Here is an 18,550-nt window from a genome sequence, read left to right as displayed (position 1 = left end):
AGGTGTCATACATACTATGATAGTGATATGTAGGACTAGAGGAGTCTGCTTACTATTGTTTATTTAAAGATAAGGTAGAGAGGCGCAATATAATGTATTGGCTGAACTACGGAACAATAGTTTTTTTAATGATGAGTATCCTTACAGAGAGAGGGTATGTACTATTTATAATATGAAAGAACAATTTTATCAATATATACAACAGCTTCAAGATACCATAACGAAAGGACTTGAAGATATAGATGGAAAAGCAAAATTCCAAGAAGACCTTTGGGAACGTCCTGAAGGTGGTGGAGGTCGCACACGTGTGATCGAGAATGGAGCGGTATTCGAAAAAGGAGGAGTGAATATCTCTGCCGTACATGGACCGTTACCAGTAGCGATGCAAAAGTACTTTAATGTAGGAGATGTAGATTTCTTCGCTTGTGGATTATCGTTAGTGATTCACCCGAAGAGCCCTATGGTACCTACAGTACATGCTAACTGGCGTTATTTTGAAATGTATGACAAAGAAGGTACAGTAGTGCGTTCTTGGTTTGGTGGAGGACAAGACCTTACACCTTATTACCTATTCGATGAGGATGCTACGCATTTTCATACTGTATGTAAGACAGCTTGTGATAAGCATAATCCAGCGTTTTATCCATTGTATAAAAAGCAATGTGATGAATATTTCTGGAATGCACATAGAGAAGAGGCACGTGGTATCGGAGGATTATTCTTTGACCGCTTAGAAGCAACAGAAGAAATGTCTATGCAACAGTGGTATGACTTCGTAACCGAAGTAGGAGATAGCTTCTTAGAAGCTTATGCACCTATCGTAGAACGTCGTATGGATACCCCTTATAGCAATGAACACCGTACATGGCAAGAAATCAGAAGAGGTAGATATGTAGAGTTTAACCTTGTTCATGATAAAGGAACTCTATTTGGATTAAAAACCAATGGACGTATCGAATCTATCCTAATGAGTCTACCACCACATGTACAATGGGTATATGACCACCATCCAGAAGAAAACAGTTGGGAAGAAAAGCTGTTGAAAGTATTGGCAGAGCCAATTGATTGGATAAAGTAGAGACGCAATATTTTGCGTGTCACAATTAATGTTTACAGAATATGTCACGGATTATAAATCCGCGCCAACAGTAGAGACGCAACACATTGCGTCTATTATAATACGTTACAACGATTGCGCGGATTTGTAATCCGTGCGTTAACAATAGTATATAAACATATAAAACCAAAAATAATTATGTTTCCATTACAAAGAGGTAGAAGATTAAGAACAAATGAGTCTATTCGTAGTTTGGTAAGAGAGACTATCGTGACTCCACAAGATTTTATGTTCCCTATGTTTATAGCAGAAGGGACTAATGTACAAGAAGCTATTCCTTCGATGCCAGGTATGTTTAGACGTTCTGTGGATTTGACAGTAAAGGAAGTAAAAGAGCTTTATGCGTTAGGTATTCGCGCAGTGAATATCTATGTAAAAGTAAGTGATCATTTAAAAGACAATGCAGGTACAGAAGCATGGAATCCTAATGGATTAATGCAGACTGCTATCAAAGCGATAAAAGATGCATGTCCAGGTATGATCGTAATGCCAGACGTAGCATTAGACCCATATTCTATATACGGACATGATGGTATTATAGAGAATGGAGTAGTAGTGAATGACCCTACAGTAGATGCACTGACGAAGATGAGCGTATCTCATGCAGAGGCAGGAGCAGACTTCGTAGCACCTAGTGATATGATGGACGGACGTATCTTACGTATGCGTGAAGCATTAGACCAATCAGGATTTACGAATGTAGGTATCATGAGTTATTCTGCTAAGTATGCATCTGCATTCTACGGACCATTCCGCGATGCACTAGACAGCGCACCGAGAGCAGATGTAGAGATACCAAAAGACAAAAAAACATACCAGATGGACTATGCTAATCGTATTGAGGCTGTGAAAGAGGCGTTATACGATGTAGAAGAAGGAGCAGATATCCTTATGGTAAAACCTGGTATGGCTTATTTAGATATCGTACGTGAAGTGAAAGACGCTGTGAATGTGCCTGTAGCTGTGTACCAAGTATCTGGTGAGTACGCTATGGTAAAGGCTGCATCAGAGAGAGGATGGCTTGACCACGATCAGATAATGATGGAACAATTAACTTGTATCAAACGCGCTGGAGCAAGTATTATCTCAACATACTTCGCTAAAGAAGCGTCTATTTTATTGAATAAATAGTTAGAATAAGTACTATAAATAAAAGAAGCTCGTTGATTTTGTCAACGAGCTTTTTTCATTATAAGCTATTGATAACTTTTTTTCTAAATAGTAGTAAGAAGTGTTTTAACTTTATCCACTAGTAAAATTATAGAATATATGACGCCTGATTTTAAAAATAAAACATATCGATTAGCAGAGTTTATCTTACTTGTTAAAGATCGAAAAGAAAGAACTACCGAGTATGGTCCGGCCTATCAGTATGCTATTTATGCTGTAGAAGATGAGGCAGATGTAGAATTAGAGATTTATGTTGGTGATCCTGTTGAGGTGACAGAGGCAGATGAAGAGATATATCCAGACGCTGTTACAGAACTAGATATGTGGTATCTGTGCTCTGATGAAGATATACAAGATGTAGTAGACTTAGCAGTGAGCCAGAAACCTACAGTGACGGTAGAAGAGCTCATCATGGCATTAGATTACTACCTGACGATAGATGATTTTATAGATTTTGACTAAACAATATAAAGTCTATTATATATTATTTGTCCGTTTATTGCACTAAAAGGACTGTTTTGTATACTATAATGTTCATTTTGTTTCTCTATTTTTGATGGAAATAAATAAACAACAACAATGACAAAAATTATAAAAACTAGTTTACTACTTCTTGCTGCTATTAGTGTAGTAGCATGTGGTGGTAAGGATGAGAAAACACAACCTGAAGCTGTGTACGAATCAGAGAGAGGAGAAGTAGCCGAAATGACTATGTCTGAAAAAATCAAACTAGGTGAAGACATCTTTAAAGGAAAAGGAAACTGTGCTTCTTGCCATCAGACAGATAAAAAAATAATAGGACCTAGTGTCAAAGAAATATTACAAGTGTATGATAAACACAACGCTGATCTAGTTTCTTTCTTGAGAGGAAATGAGGAAGCTATAGTTGATCCGTCTCAGTTTATCATTATGCAAGCTAACTTAGAGATCACGAAGAAGTTTAGCGATCTAGAGATGGAGGCACTTATTGCCTATATGCGAAGTTTATAGATAATAAATAAACAGTAAGATATCGAAAAGCCTTGAGTCAATAGATTCAAGGCTTTTTTATATTCAGTAAGAGATAGATTTTACCCATTAATATAAAATGCAATTCAGACTAGATTGAATGATAAATGGGAATAAAATACTATTTATTAGGGGGTGGTCGGTATGTGGTCGGCTAGTGATGGGCATTTGGTCGGCTTAAAAGTACCAAAAATAGCCTATCACTATCCCATCATATAGGCATCATATAGCTACCAAGTGGAGTGGAAGTAAAAGTGAGTAAAAGGGAATTAGAATAGAAAGCATAGTAATGTGCTTAATATTAGTGTGATATGAAGTGAAAGAATAAGATAGTGCTACATATTATAAAAAGAGAATAAAAAATTGTTGTCTAATATGCGAAGAAAGTGCTCATTCTTAGAGAAATAAAATGAAGAGTTCTAATATTAATCTGTAAAGTGTAAATGATCTATATCCCTTATAAACACTGGCTATTTAGAAGCATTCTACGATTTTATAAGGACTTTAATTAGTAATTTTACTAAACAAAAATAAACTAACAATTCAATGGACTTCATATATCAAGATCCGTATCCGATTCAGAAAGATGATACGCAGTACAAAAAGATTTCTTCTGACTATGTAAAAGTAGAAAAATTAGGAGATAGAGAGATATTAGTGGTTGATCCTAAAGCGATTGAGATGATTGCTGAGACAGCGATGACAGATGTGTCATTCATGTTGAGAACATCGCACTTAGAAAAATTAAAAGCTATCCTAGACGATCCGGAAGCGACAGATAACGATCGTTTTGTGGCTTATAACTTATTACAAAACGCAAAAGTAGCAGTAGAAGGACAATTGCCTTCTTGTCAAGATACAGGTACTGCTATCGTAGTGGCAAAAAAAGGAGAAAACGTATATACGGGATCGAATGATGCCGAGAGTTTATCTAAAGGTATCTTCGAAACATACCAAAAGAAAAACTTGCGTTACTCTCAGATCGTACCTATCAGTATGTTTGAGGAGAAAAACTCAGGTTCTAACTTACCAGCACAGATCGATATCTATGCTACACAAGGAGCTAAATATGAGTTCTTATTCTTAGCGAAAGGTGGAGGATCTGCTAACAAGACGTTCTTATACCAAAAAACAAAATCTCTTCTTAATGATAAAAACTTAACGGAATTTATCAAAGAGAAAATCATGGATCTAGGTACTGCTGCCTGTCCTCCATATCACTTAGCATTAGTGATCGGTGGTACATCTGCTGAGGCAAACTTAGCGGCTGTAAAGAAAGCATCTGCTGGATACTATGATAACTTACCTACTTCTGGTAATATGGGAGGTCAAGCGTTCCGTGACTTAGAGTGGGAGAAAAAATTACAATTAATCTGTCAAGAGTCTAAGATTGGAGCACAGTTCGGGGGTAAATACTTTACTCATGATGTACGTGTGATCCGTCTTCCTCGTCACGCTGCTTCATGTCCTGTAGGATTAGGAGTATCTTGTTCGGCAGATAGAAATATAAAAGCGAAAATCACTGCAGAGGGATTATTCGTAGAACAATTAGAGACTGATCCAGGACGCTTCTTGCCTGCAGTAGCTCCTCACTTAGAAGAGCCTGTGGTAATCGACTTGGACAAGCCAATGAAAGAACAATTAGCAGAGTTAACGAAGCATCCTATTAAAACTCGTGTAATGTTAAACGGAACTGTTATCGTGGCGCGCGACATCGCTCACGCTAAGATCCAAGAGATGTTAGACAATGGACAAGAGATGCCTGAGTACTTCAAGAATCACCCAGTGTACTATGCAGGGCCAGCTAAGACTCCAGATGGTATGCCATCAGGAAGCTTCGGACCTACTACAGCAGGGCGTATGGATCCTTATGTAGATAGTTTCCAAGCGGTAGGTGGAAGTATGATTATGCTTGCGAAAGGTAACCGTAGTCAAGCGGTAACTGATGCGTGTAAAAAACACGGTGGTTTCTATCTTGGTTCTATCGGAGGACCAGCTGCTATCCTTGCAAAAGAGAATATCTTAAGCGTAGAGGTGGTTGACTTCCCAGAATTAGGAATGGAAGCTGTACGTAAGATCGTAGTGAAAGACTTCCCTGCCTTCATCATCACTGATGATAAAGGAAATGACTTCTTCGCAGATCTATAGTAATCAATTAGGAATTGAGAGTTAGGAATTACGAATGTGTGCCTATGGCATGTGATTATTCATAAACCTAACTTTTAAAACAAGGATAAACTAACAATTTATAGACGACAATGAAAAGCCGATACTAGCGACAGTATCGGCTTTTTTTAATTGGGAATTTAGAATTAGGAATGTTCCATTCACTAACGGTGTCAAACAGATGTTTTTTTAACGCTCTGTTCTGTGTCTCCCAACAGGCAAAGGAGATTACTTTACAACTAAGGTAAGTAGCCTAATGATTTGTGTATATAAATGATAAATATTTGAATTTTAATGTTTTGAAAATAATAATTGTCGTAGATTTGTAGGGTAAATGAGAAGTTATGAAGAAGACAGAGACTGTTAATACAGTAAAGAACTTGGTAGAGAATAAAAATCAAGTTAGGGCTTATATGAAAGGAAAAATCACTAGAATGGAATTAGTAGAAAGAGGGGTTAAGTTGGTTAAACCTTTTTAGTAAGATTGATGTAATAGTAAAGAGATACAAAGGAATAGAACAAAGTTTTAAACCTGAAGAATAATATAAGTAGCCCTATTCTTTATTAGAATAGGGCTGTTTTTTTAAAACTTACTTCTTATGTCTCAAGAGTAGTAATAAGCTAATTAGGAGTAATAAAGCTGCTATGGCAAAGGCTATACCAGGTAAGTATGGTAAGGTATTGTCCTGTGTGTATAGGTAGAAACAATAGGTAAATACTGGTGGAGCCACAATAGTCGTTAATCCGTTAAGGCTTCCTAATACCCCCTGTAGTTCTCCTTGATGTTGCTGATCTAGTGACTTAGATAGCATAGACTGAAAACCTGTCTGTTGTATACTTCCTAGTAAGTATAATGTGATACCTACCCAGAGTTGTATTTCAGTCACACAATAACTCAATAAGAGTAATCCTATAAAGCTGGTTAATAAACCGATGTAGACAAGCCTTTGGTCTGATAGTTTAGTAGACAAGTATTGCAATAGGTATGCTTGTACTAAGAAACCTATGATGCCTATAATGGTTAGTGATAATCCTACTTGCTGTTTACTCCAGTCAAACTGTATCATGGTATAGAATGACCACGTACTCTCCATGCTATGTGATGCAGCCGAAAGTAAAAAGAATACAATAAATAGTAGACTTAGTTGTTTAAAGCGTTTGATACTTTTTAGAGATTGTAAAGGGGAGATTTCTTTTAGTGATAATCGTTTCAGTGAACGTGAAGTATTGGTTTCTGGAAAGAAGAAATACCCATAAAGAACATTTAATAAACCTAATATTCCCGCAAAGTAAAAAGGGTAGGTAAAATGATATTCTCCTAATAATCCTCCTACTAAAGGGCCTATGATAAAGCCAATATTAAAAGCTGCATTTAAATAGCCGAAGTATTTCGTTCTGTTATCTTCATCTGTAACATCTGTAATCGTAGCTGATGCCACGGCAAAGGTAGCACCTGTCACTCCGGCGATAAGCCGACTGATGAATAGTAACCAATAACTATGAGCAAGTGCCATAATAAAACAGTCTATAGAGAATCCAAAAAGAGAAAGTAATAATACTCGTCTACGTCCATAACGATCGCTAATAATCCCTAAGATTGGTGCAAAGATAAATTGCATAAAGGCGTAAGCTAACGTAAGTACACCTCCGTACTTCGCTGCTGTGCTGAGGTCAGCATGTAGTACGTGTTCTAATAGTTCTGGTAATACTGGAAAGATAATACCGAAGCCAGCACTGTCTAATATAATGGTGATCGTAATGAATATTACGATGCTGTTAATCTTGTTTGATTGCATAAGTATATATAATAAAATAACGGTACCCTAAAGAGGGGGTACGCTTAAATAAACTGAGTCACTTACTACGCTGTAGGGGGCGACTGTGATTCGGAATGTTATTTTACTATTGCTGCATAATGGACAAAGATAATGTATAATGGGTTTATTATCAAAGAGTAATTGCCTTTTTTTAAAATAAGAGAACAGATGTGTACAGTTCTAGAAGGTTATATTTCTATGAATTTTAGTACCTTGCTTACTCATTTGTAAGTACCATGAACGACTTATTATCTTATATATACAATAACCCTTCTAGCTTAACGAAAGGCAAGGGAGGGGACGAATTATTCTTAGCGAAGTACAGTGAGATACAGAAGAAGACTGATGCTCCATGCTTTTTTTGGGGTAATGTGAAGGATCCTTTTATTATGGCACGTTGTTTAATCACGTTGTCTAATGTGGTGAAGTCTAGTTTTAATTTATCTCCTGCTGATCTAGCTAAGCTAAAAGACCCTATTGCTACAGCTGGGGATGGTAGAGTGCGATTCGAAGGATTCTCTCACTGTGCAGGAGTGTACGCTCGTGTAGATGTATTGCCTGATGGGTTAGATGGGGAGTTCTTAGAGAATGGGACTACGAATGTAGACTTTAACCAACCGATGCTTACTGCGCTGAATAGTATTAAGCAAAAGGAGAATGTACTGCTGTCAATAGGTCAGAAGGAGGTTAGTATTCAGACGGAGGATAAGAAAATAGTGGAACGAAAAGTACCTCTTCCGATTAAGTGGATTAAGGGACTGAGTACGGTACAGATCTATCTGTCTAAGGCAGAGAAAGTACATACGTTTAATAAAATACAGACACAACAACTGTTTAGAGGTATTCCGAAAGGGGCGATCAAGACAGATTATTACTTAACTGTACGTGGTAATATGCCTGTATTCACACCTGTTAAGTCTGCTAATGCGGTTTGTGTTGGAGGTATTCATCGCTTGAGATTGTTAGAACCTCTATTGCCTTATATAGATACTATGCAAGTATATCCACATCCTGATATGCAGAGCACCACGTGGCAGTTGTACTTTGGAGATATTCGATTTAGTTTGTCTTTATCTCGTGAAGCTTTTAGAGGATTCTCGGGAGAGGGAGCAGCATTAGAGTCGTTAATAGATGATGTGGATGACGAGTGGATAGATGCGATGGATAAGTATGCTTATGCGAATCAACGCTTTAACCCGACGATGTTTGCGATGGAAGAAGGGATGAGTTTCACTGATGCAGATAGTCTGACAGGGCGATTAGCCGCTATGGGATTATTAGGGTTTGACTTAGATGACAATGCTTTCTTTTATAGAAGATTGCCCTTTAAGCTAGAGCGTATCCTAAGTCTAAATCCTCGCCTAAAGAATGCTGAGAAACTAATAGCTGAGAATAAAGTAGAGATTATTAGCAATGCTAATGGACGGGTAGAAGCTCGTGTAGAGGGAACTGGTGGTGTGAGACATACGGTAATCTTAGATGGTGATCAGGAGCGATGTACTTGTGAGTGGTATGGTAAGTACCAAGGAGATAGAGGAATGTGTAAGCATGTGCTGGCAGTGAAGAAGGTTACGGTTAAAGGTTAACAGTTAACAGTTGACAGTTGACAGTTTATGGTGGACGGTTAAGAATGACTAGCTTTGTGGATACTAGTTGGTTATACAGTACACTAGTTCCTAATTGATTGTTCCTTACATTATTGTTATAATTTTATTACAGTATTTGGCAGTCGGATAATTTGAGATTAACTTTGCGCCATGCAAATAGACAAAAAAGACATCAGAAGTTTATCTAAGGAACAATTAAGGGATTTCTTTGTTTCTCAGGGAGATAAGGCATTTAGAGGAAACCAAGTGTACGAGTGGTTATGGAGTAAAGGGGCTCATAGCTTTGAAGATATGAGTAACTTATCATTGGCTACCCGTGAGATGCTAGATGCTAACTTCGTAATTAATCATATCAAAGTAGATAGTATGCAGGTAAGTACTGATGGTACTATCAAGAATGGTGTGAAGTTACACGATGGTCTTATCGTAGAGTCTGTTTTGATTCCTACAGAAACACGTACTACAGCCTGTGTATCTTCTCAGGTAGGGTGTAGTTTAGACTGTGAGTTCTGTGCTACTGCTCGCCTTAAGCGTATGCGTAACTTGAATCCTGATGAGATTTATGATCAAGTATTAACAATCGACCAACAAAGTAGACAGAATCATGGACACCCGTTGTCTAATATTGTGTTTATGGGAATGGGAGAGCCGTTAATGAATTATAATAACGTACAGAAAGCCATTGAGAAGATTACTTCTGAAGAAGGGCTAGGGATGTCTCCTAAGCGTATCACAGTGTCTACTTCAGGATTGCCTAAGATGATCAAGAAGTTGGCAGATGATGGTGTGAAGTTTAAGTTGGCAGTGTCTTTACACTCTGCTATCGAAGAGACACGTAATCGTATTATGCCTTTTACTAAGAATTTCCCATTAACGGAGTTGCGTGAATCACTTCAGTACTGGTATAGTAAGACGAAGAGTCGCGTTACGTATGAGTATGTGATTTGGAAAGGAATTAACGATGACAAAGCTTCTGTGGATGCATTAGTGAAGTTCTGTAAGTATGTACCGTGTAAAGTAAACTTGATTGAGTACAACCCTATTGATGATGGAGAGTTCCAACAAGCAGATGAACGTGCTACGAATAGCTATATAGCAGCTTTAGAGAAGAATGATATCACTGTAGTGGTACGTCGAAGTCGTGGTAAAGATATTGATGCAGCTTGTGGTCAGTTGGCTAATAAATCATAAGTTTAGTTTAGAGGAAATTACGTAAAGAATTGTTTAGCAATTTCTTAATGATTTCTATTTGAGGGAAACTATCGAATGATATAAAAAAGTCGTATTTTTGGGTGCAATGAACATAGTACAGCAAATAAAACAGCCTATACAGAATGAGATGGAGCTTTTTGAAAAGAAGTTCCGCAACTCAATGACTACTAAGGTAGCCTTACTAAACAGAATCACTTACTACATTGTAAATAGAAAAGGGAAGCAGATGCGCCCTATGTTTGTATTTCTAGTAGCGAAGATGGTGGCAGGTGAGGTTAATGAGCGTACTTATCGAGGAGCTTCTGTTATAGAGCTAATTCATACTGCTACTCTAGTACACGATGATGTAGTAGATGATAGTAATAAACGTAGAGGTTTCTTTTCCCTTAATGCTTTATGGAAGAATAAGATAGCCGTGTTAGTAGGTGATTACCTATTAGCAAAAGGGCTTTTATTGTCTATTGACAACGGTGATTTTGATTTACTTCGAATTATCTCAGTGGCTGTACGTGAGATGAGTGAGGGAGAATTACTTCAGATAGAGAAAGCGAGACGATTAGACATTACAGAAGAGGTGTATTATGAGATCATTCGTCAGAAGACAGCTACATTGATTGCAGCTTGTTGTTCATTAGGAGCTGCTGCTGTCGATCCAGATAATGCAGAACTTATAGAGAAGATGCGTAAGTTCGGAGAGTTAATCGGTATGGCATTCCAGATAAAGGATGACTTATTTGATTATACGGATGGACCTATCGGTAAGCCGACAGGTATTGATATCAAAGAACAAAAGATGACACTTCCTCTTATTTATGCTTTGAATACTTGTGAACCAAAAGAAAAGAAATGGTTGATTAACTCTGTTAAAAATCACAATGAGGATAAAAGACGTGTGAAAGAGGTTATCGCATTCGTCAAACAAAAAGGAGGTCTAGAATACGCTACTACTAAGATGGTAGAGTATCAACAAGAGGCTTTAAATATACTACAGGAGTTTCCAGAATCTACTTATAGAGAAGCTCTGTTCACGATGGTGAATTATGTTATAGAAAGAAAAAAGTAATTTTTTTCACTTTCCTTACAACCTTTTTATTTAGAATTGCGTCTATGTATATAGATAAGCAATTCTAAGTATTATGAAAGGTATTATTTTATTTGTCACTTCAGTTATAATCCAGTTTATTATGTACATTTTAAACTTCTTTCAGTAAAGAGGTTAGATGTTGTATTTAAGTAATAGAAGATTGCAACTATGAAGTTGATAAGGCTACACAAAAAGAAATTAGAAGATTATATAGATGATCTGTGTGCTCATAAAAGAGTTGCACAGAAGGAGGTCTATGACCTTGTGTCTGCTAAGATGCTCTCTGTCTGTAGACAGTATATTAAGGATATTCACTATGCTGAGGATGTGATGATAGCAGGGTTTATGAAAGTCTTTACAAATATAGATAAGTTCGAAAGAAAAGGGAATTTCGAAGGGTGGATAAGACGTATTATGGTGAATGAATCTATTTCTTTTTTACGTGGGCAAAAGAGCTTTCATTATATAGAAGATGTTGAGGTAAGAGAAGAAGTTGTAGAAGATGATATCGAATTATCTATTGAGGATATACAACTACTAATAGATCAGTTACCAGAAGGGTGTAGAGCGGTGTTTAATTTATATGTAGTAGAAGGGTATAAACATCAAGAGATAGCAGAATTATTAAAAATACAAGAGGGGACATCTAAATCTCAGTTAGCACAGGCTAGAAAATTACTACAACAGCAATTAGCAATCTTAAAAACACAAGGGGTATGGAATGGAATAAAATAGATAAACAGTGGAAAGACAGTTTAGCAGATAGAGAGATAGCTCCTTCTTCTCAAGCGTGGGATAAACTATCTTCTCAATTAGATCAGCAGGCTAAAGCGAAGAATAAGTCTAATGTGAAGTGGTGGATAGGATTAGCAGCTAGTTTATTGATAGGTGGATTCTCAGTAGTACAATTTATAACTACTGATGTAGATAATCAGGTAACACCTTCTATAGAGTTGCCTACTGTGAAAGAGGTTGAAAATACATTAGTAGAACAAGAAACACCCAAAGCAGATACAATCTATAATCAAGAGAAAATAACTGCACCTAGGACATCTCCTGTGATAACAAAGGAAGAACTTAATACACTGAAACAAGAACATAAGCAATTAGCAAATGATAATATAATGGTAGATACAATAAGTCCATTAAAGCCACAAAACCTACAAGAGGTATTCATAGGACCGGTAATGAATAAGCCTTCGAAGAGAATAGTGGTGAATAGTGATGATTTATTAAATCAAGTGGAGGGGGAGATAGAGATTGAGTACAGAGAATCTGTAATCAAGAAGATTTATGACAAGACCAAAAAAGTGATTGTAGAACGATCTAATTAGTCAATTATGAAACAAAAGAATACATTAGTTATGGCTCTTGCGCTATTTGCTACTTTAGGTATGTATGGGCAAGTAAAAAAATTCAATAGAGAGGTAAATAGTATTGCTGTAAAGATTCAGAATACTACAGTATCTGAAAAAGAAGATTTAAAAATTAAAGTAGATTCACTAAATGTGTTAGTGGAGAAAAAGAAGCTTACAGAAGAAGAAGCACAAGAGCTCAAAAGTAAATTAGCTTTAGAGTCGTCTACTCGATTAGAAAACACTATAAATAATCTGAATGATAGTTTATATAACACTGTTCAGAGTCATGTACAGTATTCGATTAAATCAGGACAATTCTATGAGGGGGTTGATGGAGATCAGTCGGGCTCTGCAATTGTGATTGGTAGAAAAAACTATATACAGAGAGGTAATAGAATAGTAGGTGATAGACGCAATAGGTTTCAGATCCAATTTGCTTATGGGATGAGTAATTTAGCAACAGAAGGAGCTTTTGCTAATTCAGATATTCGCTATGTATCTTCTAATTTTATTCAATGGGGATTTAATATTAATAGACGTTTGTTGAAAGACAGTAATTTATTACACCTGAGATATGGAGTTTTATTAGAGTATAATAATCTAAAGCCAACAGAGCACCGTTATTTTGAAAAACAAGCTGATGGTCAAGTAGCTATTATAGAACATGATAAAGATTTGCGTAAGAATAGACTGGCAATACGTTCTGTACAAATACCTGTTTATTTAGAGTTTGATTTTTCAAAACCTAAGGTAAATGAGAAGACTGGTAGAACTTATTTTAGAAGCCAAGAAACTTGGAGAGTAGGTATAGGAGGGTTTGTGAATCTTAATCGCAAAGATACTTATCAAGTATACAGATACACTGATGAAGGCCATGAGTTTAGAACTAAGGAGAAGACGGACTTAGATATTAATAAGGTGAGATATGGAGTAGGTGCTTATGTTGGTAATGGGGATTGGAGTTTATTTGCTCAATATGAATTGACACCAATGTTTAAACACAATGATATTAAGCAAAATATGTGGTCATTTGGTGTAAGAGTAGATTTATAAATTACATACAAAATGAATAGTTAGGTTATAGGGAATTGTTTTTAGATGATTTATTCTAGAAACAACTCCTTTTCTTTTACCTTTGCACTTGCCATAAATGAGTGTATATCGCAATAATTCTATATATTGAGATATAAATGAACTAAAGTAAGTATATGATTTCCAAAAGTACCATAGATGCTGTATTTGACGCTGCTCGTGTAGAGGAGGTGATAGGAGACTTTGTAACTCTGAAAAAGTCAGGGAGTAATTACAAAGGCTTAAGTCCTTTCGTAAACGAGAAGACTCCGTCATTTATGGTGTCACCTGTGAAGCAAATATGGAAAGACTTTAGTTCTGGAAAGGGAGGTAATGCGATTAGCTTTATTATGGAGCATGAACACTTCTCTTATCCTGAGGCAATACGTTACTTAGCAAAGAAGTATGGTATCGAAATAGAAGAGACAGAACAGAGTGATGAGGAGAAAGAGCAACTGAATGAAAAGGAGAGTATGTTCATCGTATCTGAGTTTGCGAAGAAGTACTTTGAAGAGACATTGTTCAATGCGGAAGAAGGTAAGGCAATAGGAATGACTTATTTTAAAGAGCGTGGTTTTACTCAAGAGACAATTAAAGAGTTCGGATTAGGGTATTCTCCAGATCAGTGGAGTGCTTTCACAGATGCAGCTCTTCAGAAGGGATATTCTTTAGAATACTTAGAGAAAACAGGGCTTACCATTGTAAAAGAAGACCGTAAGTTTGACCGATTTAAGGGAAGAGTTATGTTTCCTATTCAGAGTATGTCTGGTCGAGTATTAGGATTCGGAGGACGTATTCTTATTACTGATAAGAAAGCTGCTAAATATCTAAACTCTCCTGAGAGTGATATCTATCACAAGAGTAAGGTACTATATGGTATCTATCATGCTAAACAAGAAATTGCCAAACAAGATAACTGTTTCTTAGTAGAAGGGTATACTGATGTTATACAGATGCATCAGACCGGTATAAAGAATGTCGTCGCTTCTTCGGGTACTGCATTAACGCCTGACCAAATCCGTTTGATTAGTCGATTGACTAAGAATATTACGATGTTATTTGATGGGGATGCTGCTGGTATTCGGGCTTCTCTTAGAGGGGTAGACTTGATATTAGAGGCAGGGATGAACGTACGCGTATGTCCTTTGCCTGATGGAGAAGATCCAGACAGTTTTGCTCGAAAGCATTCTAAAGAACAGCTAGACGAGTATTTCAAGAATAATGCTACTGACTTTATCCGTTATAAGGCCAATCTATTAATGGGGGAGGCGAAGAATGACCCTATTAAGAAAGCAGAGTTAATTAGAGATATGGTACAGAGTATCTCTAAGATTCCTGATCAAATACAGAGAGAAATCTATGTGCAGGAATGTGCTCGTATAATGGATATTTCTGAGGATGTAATTTTTAATTCTTTAGCTCAAATCGGTCGAAAAGAATTAGCTGAGGCAAATAAGAAATATACACAGGAGAGAAAGCAGATGGAGGTGGTGCATTCAGAGCAACAACCAAAAGAAGCAATTGATCCACAATATAATTTAGAACGCAAGATTATCGAGATATTACTGTTGTATGGTAATATGGAAGAGTTGTTTATAGAGCTCTTATTAGATGTGAATGAGGACAATGAGGTAATAGAGGTAGAGCATGAAGTAGAACAGAAGGTCTATGAACGTATTTACCTTAGTTTGCAGGAAGATGAGGTACAGCTAACCAATCCAATGTTCAAAGTGATTTATAAAGATATTATGGATTACTATCATCATAACGCTTGGGATCTGGAGAAGTATTTAAAGACATTAGATCCAGAAATGGCTCAGGAAGTGACTAATATTATCATGGAGGATGAGAAGGAAGCTTTGCACAATTGGGAGTCTCAGAATATTATAGTGAAACAGAAGGAGCAGGGAGTATCTCAATATGTGACAGAAACTATTCTAACTCTTAGAATGTTCTTATTGAATACCATGATAGAAAAGTATAAGGTAAAGCTGAAAGATAGTGATGAGAAGAGATCTTATGAGATGCTTACGCTAATTATGGATTACACAAGTCTGATGAATATGTTCTCTAAGAGATTAGGTCAAGTAACATCAAGATTTAAAACGATAGAAGACTAAAAAAAGAGGCTATTGCCTCTTTTTGTATTAATTATAGAATTGAACAGTGGGAGTGTAACACAAACTGTGTCAGTCTCCATTTCCTAGCTTTTGGGCTTAAGCCCAAAAGCTAGGAAATGGAGTTTTTTTTACGGTTGTAATCTATCCCCAAATTTAATATACAATTGTGACATTGTCAACCCCCAATTATGAATAGGCATAGTCCATTTTTTAGAGACCTCTGTAATAGCTAAAAACATTAATTTCAAAAGAGATTGTTCAGTAGTAAAGGCTCCCTTAGTCTTGGTTACTTTTCTTACCTGTCGATGCATAGCTTCAATAGCATTAGTGGTATATATTGCTTTTCTGATATGAGGGTCAAAATCAAAATAAGTTGACAAATGTTCCCAATTGTCCAACCACCCTTTAGCGGCTAATGGATAATTCTTTGCCCATTTTTCTTCAAACTGCAATAACCTTTCATAGCCTTGTTCTTCACTTACAGCAGTATATATAGGTTTAAGATCAGCAGCAACTGCTTTCTTATCTTTATGAGGAACAAAACGCAGACTGGTTCTTATTTGATGAACAATACAAAGTTGTACTTGTGTCTTAGGAAATACAGCTTGTATAGCTTCAGGAAAGCCTTTTAAACCATCCACACAAGCTACAATGATATCTTGGACACCACGCGCCTTAAGATTAGTTAATACTGAAAGCCAAAACTTAGATCCTTCAGTATCTCCAAGATAAATTCCTATTAATTCTTTCTTTCCTTCTTGATTAACCCCTAATATATTATACACTGCTTTAGATGTAACACTACCTTGTTCTTTTACTTTATAAAACATACAATCTAAGAAAACAAAGGGGTATATAGCTTCTAAAGGGCGATCACGCCACTCTTTCATTGCAGGTATGACTTTATCAGTTATACGCGATATTTCTGTGGCTGAAATATCCATACCATACATTTCCATGATATAACCCGCAATATCACGAGTACTACTGCCTTTAGCATATAGGCTAATTACATTATCCTCTAATTGATCTGTGATAATAAGTTGACGTTTAGGTAACACCTTAGGTTCAAAGGTTCCATTGCGATCGCGATTAGATTCTAATTCAATAGAACCCGACTGCATACTTCGAACAGTTTTAGTTGTCTTGCCGTTGCGACGATTTGCAATCCCTTTAGCCTTTTCTTCTTCCAAATGATTCTCTAGTTCACTTTCTAACATAGTCTCAAGGAAATGTTTTAAAAGGGGACCAAAAACACCATCTGGACCTCCCATTTTCTTTCCTTGATAAATATCAGCCATTGCCTGTTCTTTAAAACTCTCGAAATCAAATTCTTTCTTTTCTGTGCTCATTTTACTAATGTACATATTTTATTATACAATTTTTTTAATGACACAGTTCACGGGACACCCTCTGAACAGTAGTTATTACATCGTATTGCTCACTTTTTGTTTTAGGAACAATGGTATGGTAAGTAATATAACCATTATATCTAGAGCCTTTGTTCACTTTAATTTCTACATTTAGAATGTTTTGAAAGTTGTAATTACAACTTTCTTTATAGAATGTTGATATGTCAATAATTTTACTGAAACGCTCTTCATATTTTTGTCCAATAATCAGCTCATCATATCTCCAATCTATAACATTTCTATAGTATTGAGCTCCATGCACTCTATTTTGGAAATCTCTTTCATTTCTAATGACAATAAAGGAATCTCCTTTGAGTCCTTTTACATAGAAATTTAAAGGGCTAAAATTAGGTGTCTCATTAAGTTGTAATGATCTATAGGTTTCATTACCACAATAATCATCATCTGAAGAACATCCTGCTAGGGATATTGATAATATGGTAAGTAAAAACAATAAAAACTTTTTCATAACTAATATTTTTTAACAAAGGTATTTGTTTTTAATATATAGTTAATAATAAAAAAATATATTAGTAAGTAATTATTTGATTTCTATAGGAATTATACAAACAGGTATAGGGTTAATCTTATGCTGGTTGATTCTATTTAATCTGCTATATATTTCAAAAACTTCTTTTTCTCTTCCTGTGAAGTCTTCTGCTTTAGCTCCTTTTTCGTGTGCTAGCATAGCTATTTCTAGTTCGTCATAATTAGCACCTAGTTGATCTTCATCAGATCGCTCATCCCCAAATAATCCATCAGTAGGTTTAGCTACTATAATACTACTAGGAACTCCTAAGTACTCTCCGATAGCACGTACTTCTGATTTCATTAAGTCTGCTATAGGGCTTACGTCTACACCACCATCACCATATTTAGTAAAGAAACCAACTCCGAAGTCTTCTACTTTATTTCCTGTTCCTGCTACTAGACTTCTGTGTAGTCCAGCATAGTAGTATAATGTAGTCATACGCAATCTAGCACGTGTGTTGGCAAGTGTAAGGTTTAAGATAGCTTCATCATCTGAAGAGGGAACAGCTGTTTTTAATGTTTCAAATGTCGAAGTTAAGTCTGCTACAGTAGAGGCTACATTAGTAAACTTTTCTTGTAAGAAAGAGATATGTTCTTTTGCTCTTGATACTTGTGAGGAATCTTGATGAATTGGCATTTCAACACATAATAGCGGTAGTCCTGTCATAGCGCATAGTGTTGAGGTTACCGCAGAATCAATACCACCTGATATTCCTATTACATATCCACTTACTCTTGCATTCTGAGCATATTCTTTTAACCAATTAACGATATAATCTGTTACTGCTGAAGTATTCATTTTAGTGTTGTTTACCATGACTTTAAATATTTATGGAATAGGTTGATATCTATCTTATTATATTTGTACATTGAAAAT

17 protein-coding genes are annotated in these 18,550 nt (G+C 36.2%); 13 read left to right on the top strand and 4 right to left on the bottom strand.

Going from position 1 to position 18,550, the window contains the following annotated elements:
- Positions 1 to 97: 97 nt before the first annotated feature.
- The 6 genes from hemF to E0Z07_RS18380 all read left to right on the top strand — a co-directional run bounded on the left by hemF (position 98) and on the right by E0Z07_RS18380 (position 5,940).
- On the top strand, positions 98 to 1,078 hold the full coding sequence (hemF, locus tag E0Z07_RS04145; protein WP_006262348.1) for an oxygen-dependent coproporphyrinogen oxidase: 981 nt from the start codon (positions 98 to 100) through the stop codon (positions 1,076 to 1,078).
- A 177-nt stretch (positions 1,079 to 1,255) separates the two neighbouring features.
- Positions 1,256 to 2,248, top strand: coding sequence for a porphobilinogen synthase (hemB, locus tag E0Z07_RS04140; protein ID WP_006262347.1), 993 nt, complete (start codon positions 1,256 to 1,258; stop codon positions 2,246 to 2,248).
- 138 nt (positions 2,249 to 2,386) lie between these two features.
- On the top strand, positions 2,387 to 2,749 hold the full coding sequence (locus E0Z07_RS04135; protein ID WP_006262346.1) for a DUF7716 domain-containing protein: 363 nt from the start codon (positions 2,387 to 2,389) through the stop codon (positions 2,747 to 2,749).
- 117 nt (positions 2,750 to 2,866) lie between these two features.
- Positions 2,867 to 3,277: a c-type cytochrome gene (locus E0Z07_RS04130; protein WP_006262345.1), complete on the top strand. Its 411-nt coding sequence runs from the start codon at positions 2,867 to 2,869 to the stop codon at positions 3,275 to 3,277.
- 564 nt (positions 3,278 to 3,841) lie between these two features.
- The gene (locus E0Z07_RS04125) at positions 3,842 to 5,443 is read left to right on the top strand and encodes a fumarate hydratase (RefSeq protein ID WP_006262344.1); all 1,602 of its coding nucleotides are present in this window, start codon (positions 3,842 to 3,844) and stop codon (positions 5,441 to 5,443) included.
- A gap of 362 nt (positions 5,444 to 5,805) precedes the next feature.
- Entirely contained in the window at positions 5,806 to 5,940 is a 135-nt protein-coding gene (locus E0Z07_RS18380) for a hypothetical protein (RefSeq protein WP_006262343.1), read from the top strand.
- 111 nt (positions 5,941 to 6,051) lie between these two features.
- Here the strand turns inward: E0Z07_RS18380 and E0Z07_RS04120 are convergent, their stop codons facing one another.
- Positions 6,052 to 7,257 (bottom strand): TCR/Tet family MFS transporter, encoded by a 1,206-nt coding sequence (locus E0Z07_RS04120; RefSeq protein WP_006262342.1) that lies wholly within the window; start codon positions 7,255 to 7,257, stop codon positions 6,052 to 6,054.
- A 257-nt stretch (positions 7,258 to 7,514) separates the two neighbouring features.
- Here E0Z07_RS04120 and E0Z07_RS04115 point away from each other — a divergent pair, with 257 nt between their 5' ends.
- The 7 genes from E0Z07_RS04115 (at position 7,515) to dnaG (ending at position 15,730) form a co-directional block, all read left to right on the top strand.
- The gene (locus tag E0Z07_RS04115) at positions 7,515 to 8,864 is read left to right on the top strand and encodes an SWIM zinc finger family protein (RefSeq protein ID WP_006262341.1); all 1,350 of its coding nucleotides are present in this window, start codon (positions 7,515 to 7,517) and stop codon (positions 8,862 to 8,864) included.
- Positions 8,865 to 9,035: 171 nt separating this feature from the next.
- On the top strand, positions 9,036 to 10,076 hold the full coding sequence (rlmN, locus tag E0Z07_RS04110; protein WP_006259821.1) for a 23S rRNA (adenine(2503)-C(2))-methyltransferase RlmN: 1,041 nt from the start codon (positions 9,036 to 9,038) through the stop codon (positions 10,074 to 10,076).
- A 106-nt stretch (positions 10,077 to 10,182) separates the two neighbouring features.
- Complete coding sequence (locus E0Z07_RS04105; RefSeq protein ID WP_036474490.1) at positions 10,183 to 11,160, top strand: polyprenyl synthetase family protein; 978 nt, start codon at positions 10,183 to 10,185, stop codon at positions 11,158 to 11,160.
- Between the two features lie 189 nt (positions 11,161 to 11,349).
- Positions 11,350 to 11,916: an RNA polymerase sigma factor gene (locus E0Z07_RS04100; RefSeq protein ID WP_073144115.1), complete on the top strand. Its 567-nt coding sequence runs from the start codon at positions 11,350 to 11,352 to the stop codon at positions 11,914 to 11,916.
- Positions 11,898 to 12,515, top strand: a complete 618-nt coding sequence (locus E0Z07_RS04095) for a hypothetical protein (RefSeq protein WP_006262338.1) — start codon at positions 11,898 to 11,900, stop codon at positions 12,513 to 12,515. Before E0Z07_RS04100 ends, E0Z07_RS04095 begins: the two co-directional genes overlap by 19 nt.
- 6 nt (positions 12,516 to 12,521) lie before the next feature.
- Complete coding sequence (locus tag E0Z07_RS04090; protein ID WP_225581618.1) at positions 12,522 to 13,592, top strand: hypothetical protein; 1,071 nt, start codon at positions 12,522 to 12,524, stop codon at positions 13,590 to 13,592.
- A gap of 155 nt (positions 13,593 to 13,747) precedes the next feature.
- Positions 13,748 to 15,730, top strand: a complete 1,983-nt coding sequence (dnaG, locus tag E0Z07_RS04085; protein WP_131540318.1) for a DNA primase — start codon at positions 13,748 to 13,750, stop codon at positions 15,728 to 15,730.
- Positions 15,731 to 15,858: 128 nt separating this feature from the next.
- On the opposite strand, the gene E0Z07_RS04080 is transcribed toward dnaG, so the two are convergent.
- From E0Z07_RS04080 to nadE, 3 genes are all read right to left on the bottom strand, one after another.
- A complete protein-coding gene (locus tag E0Z07_RS04080) occupies positions 15,859 to 17,082 on the bottom strand; it encodes an IS256 family transposase (RefSeq protein WP_039851636.1) in 1,224 nt (407 codons plus the stop codon).
- Between the two features lie 34 nt (positions 17,083 to 17,116).
- Complete coding sequence (locus tag E0Z07_RS04075) at positions 17,117 to 17,611, bottom strand: hypothetical protein (protein ID WP_131540317.1); 495 nt, start codon at positions 17,609 to 17,611, stop codon at positions 17,117 to 17,119.
- A 72-nt stretch (positions 17,612 to 17,683) separates the two neighbouring features.
- Positions 17,684 to 18,490 carry an NAD(+) synthase gene (nadE, locus tag E0Z07_RS04070; protein WP_006259817.1) on the bottom strand — a complete coding sequence of 269 codons (807 nt, stop codon included), beginning with the start codon at positions 18,488 to 18,490 and terminating at the stop codon, positions 17,684 to 17,686.
- Between the last annotated feature and the right edge of the window lie 60 nt (positions 18,491 to 18,550).

The sequence above is a fragment of the Myroides odoratimimus genome (assembly GCF_004337635.1).
GTDB classification, from domain to species: Bacteria; Bacteroidota; Bacteroidia; order Flavobacteriales; family Flavobacteriaceae; genus Flavobacterium; species Flavobacterium odoratimimum.
This window is presented reverse-complemented; position numbering and strand designations above follow the sequence as displayed.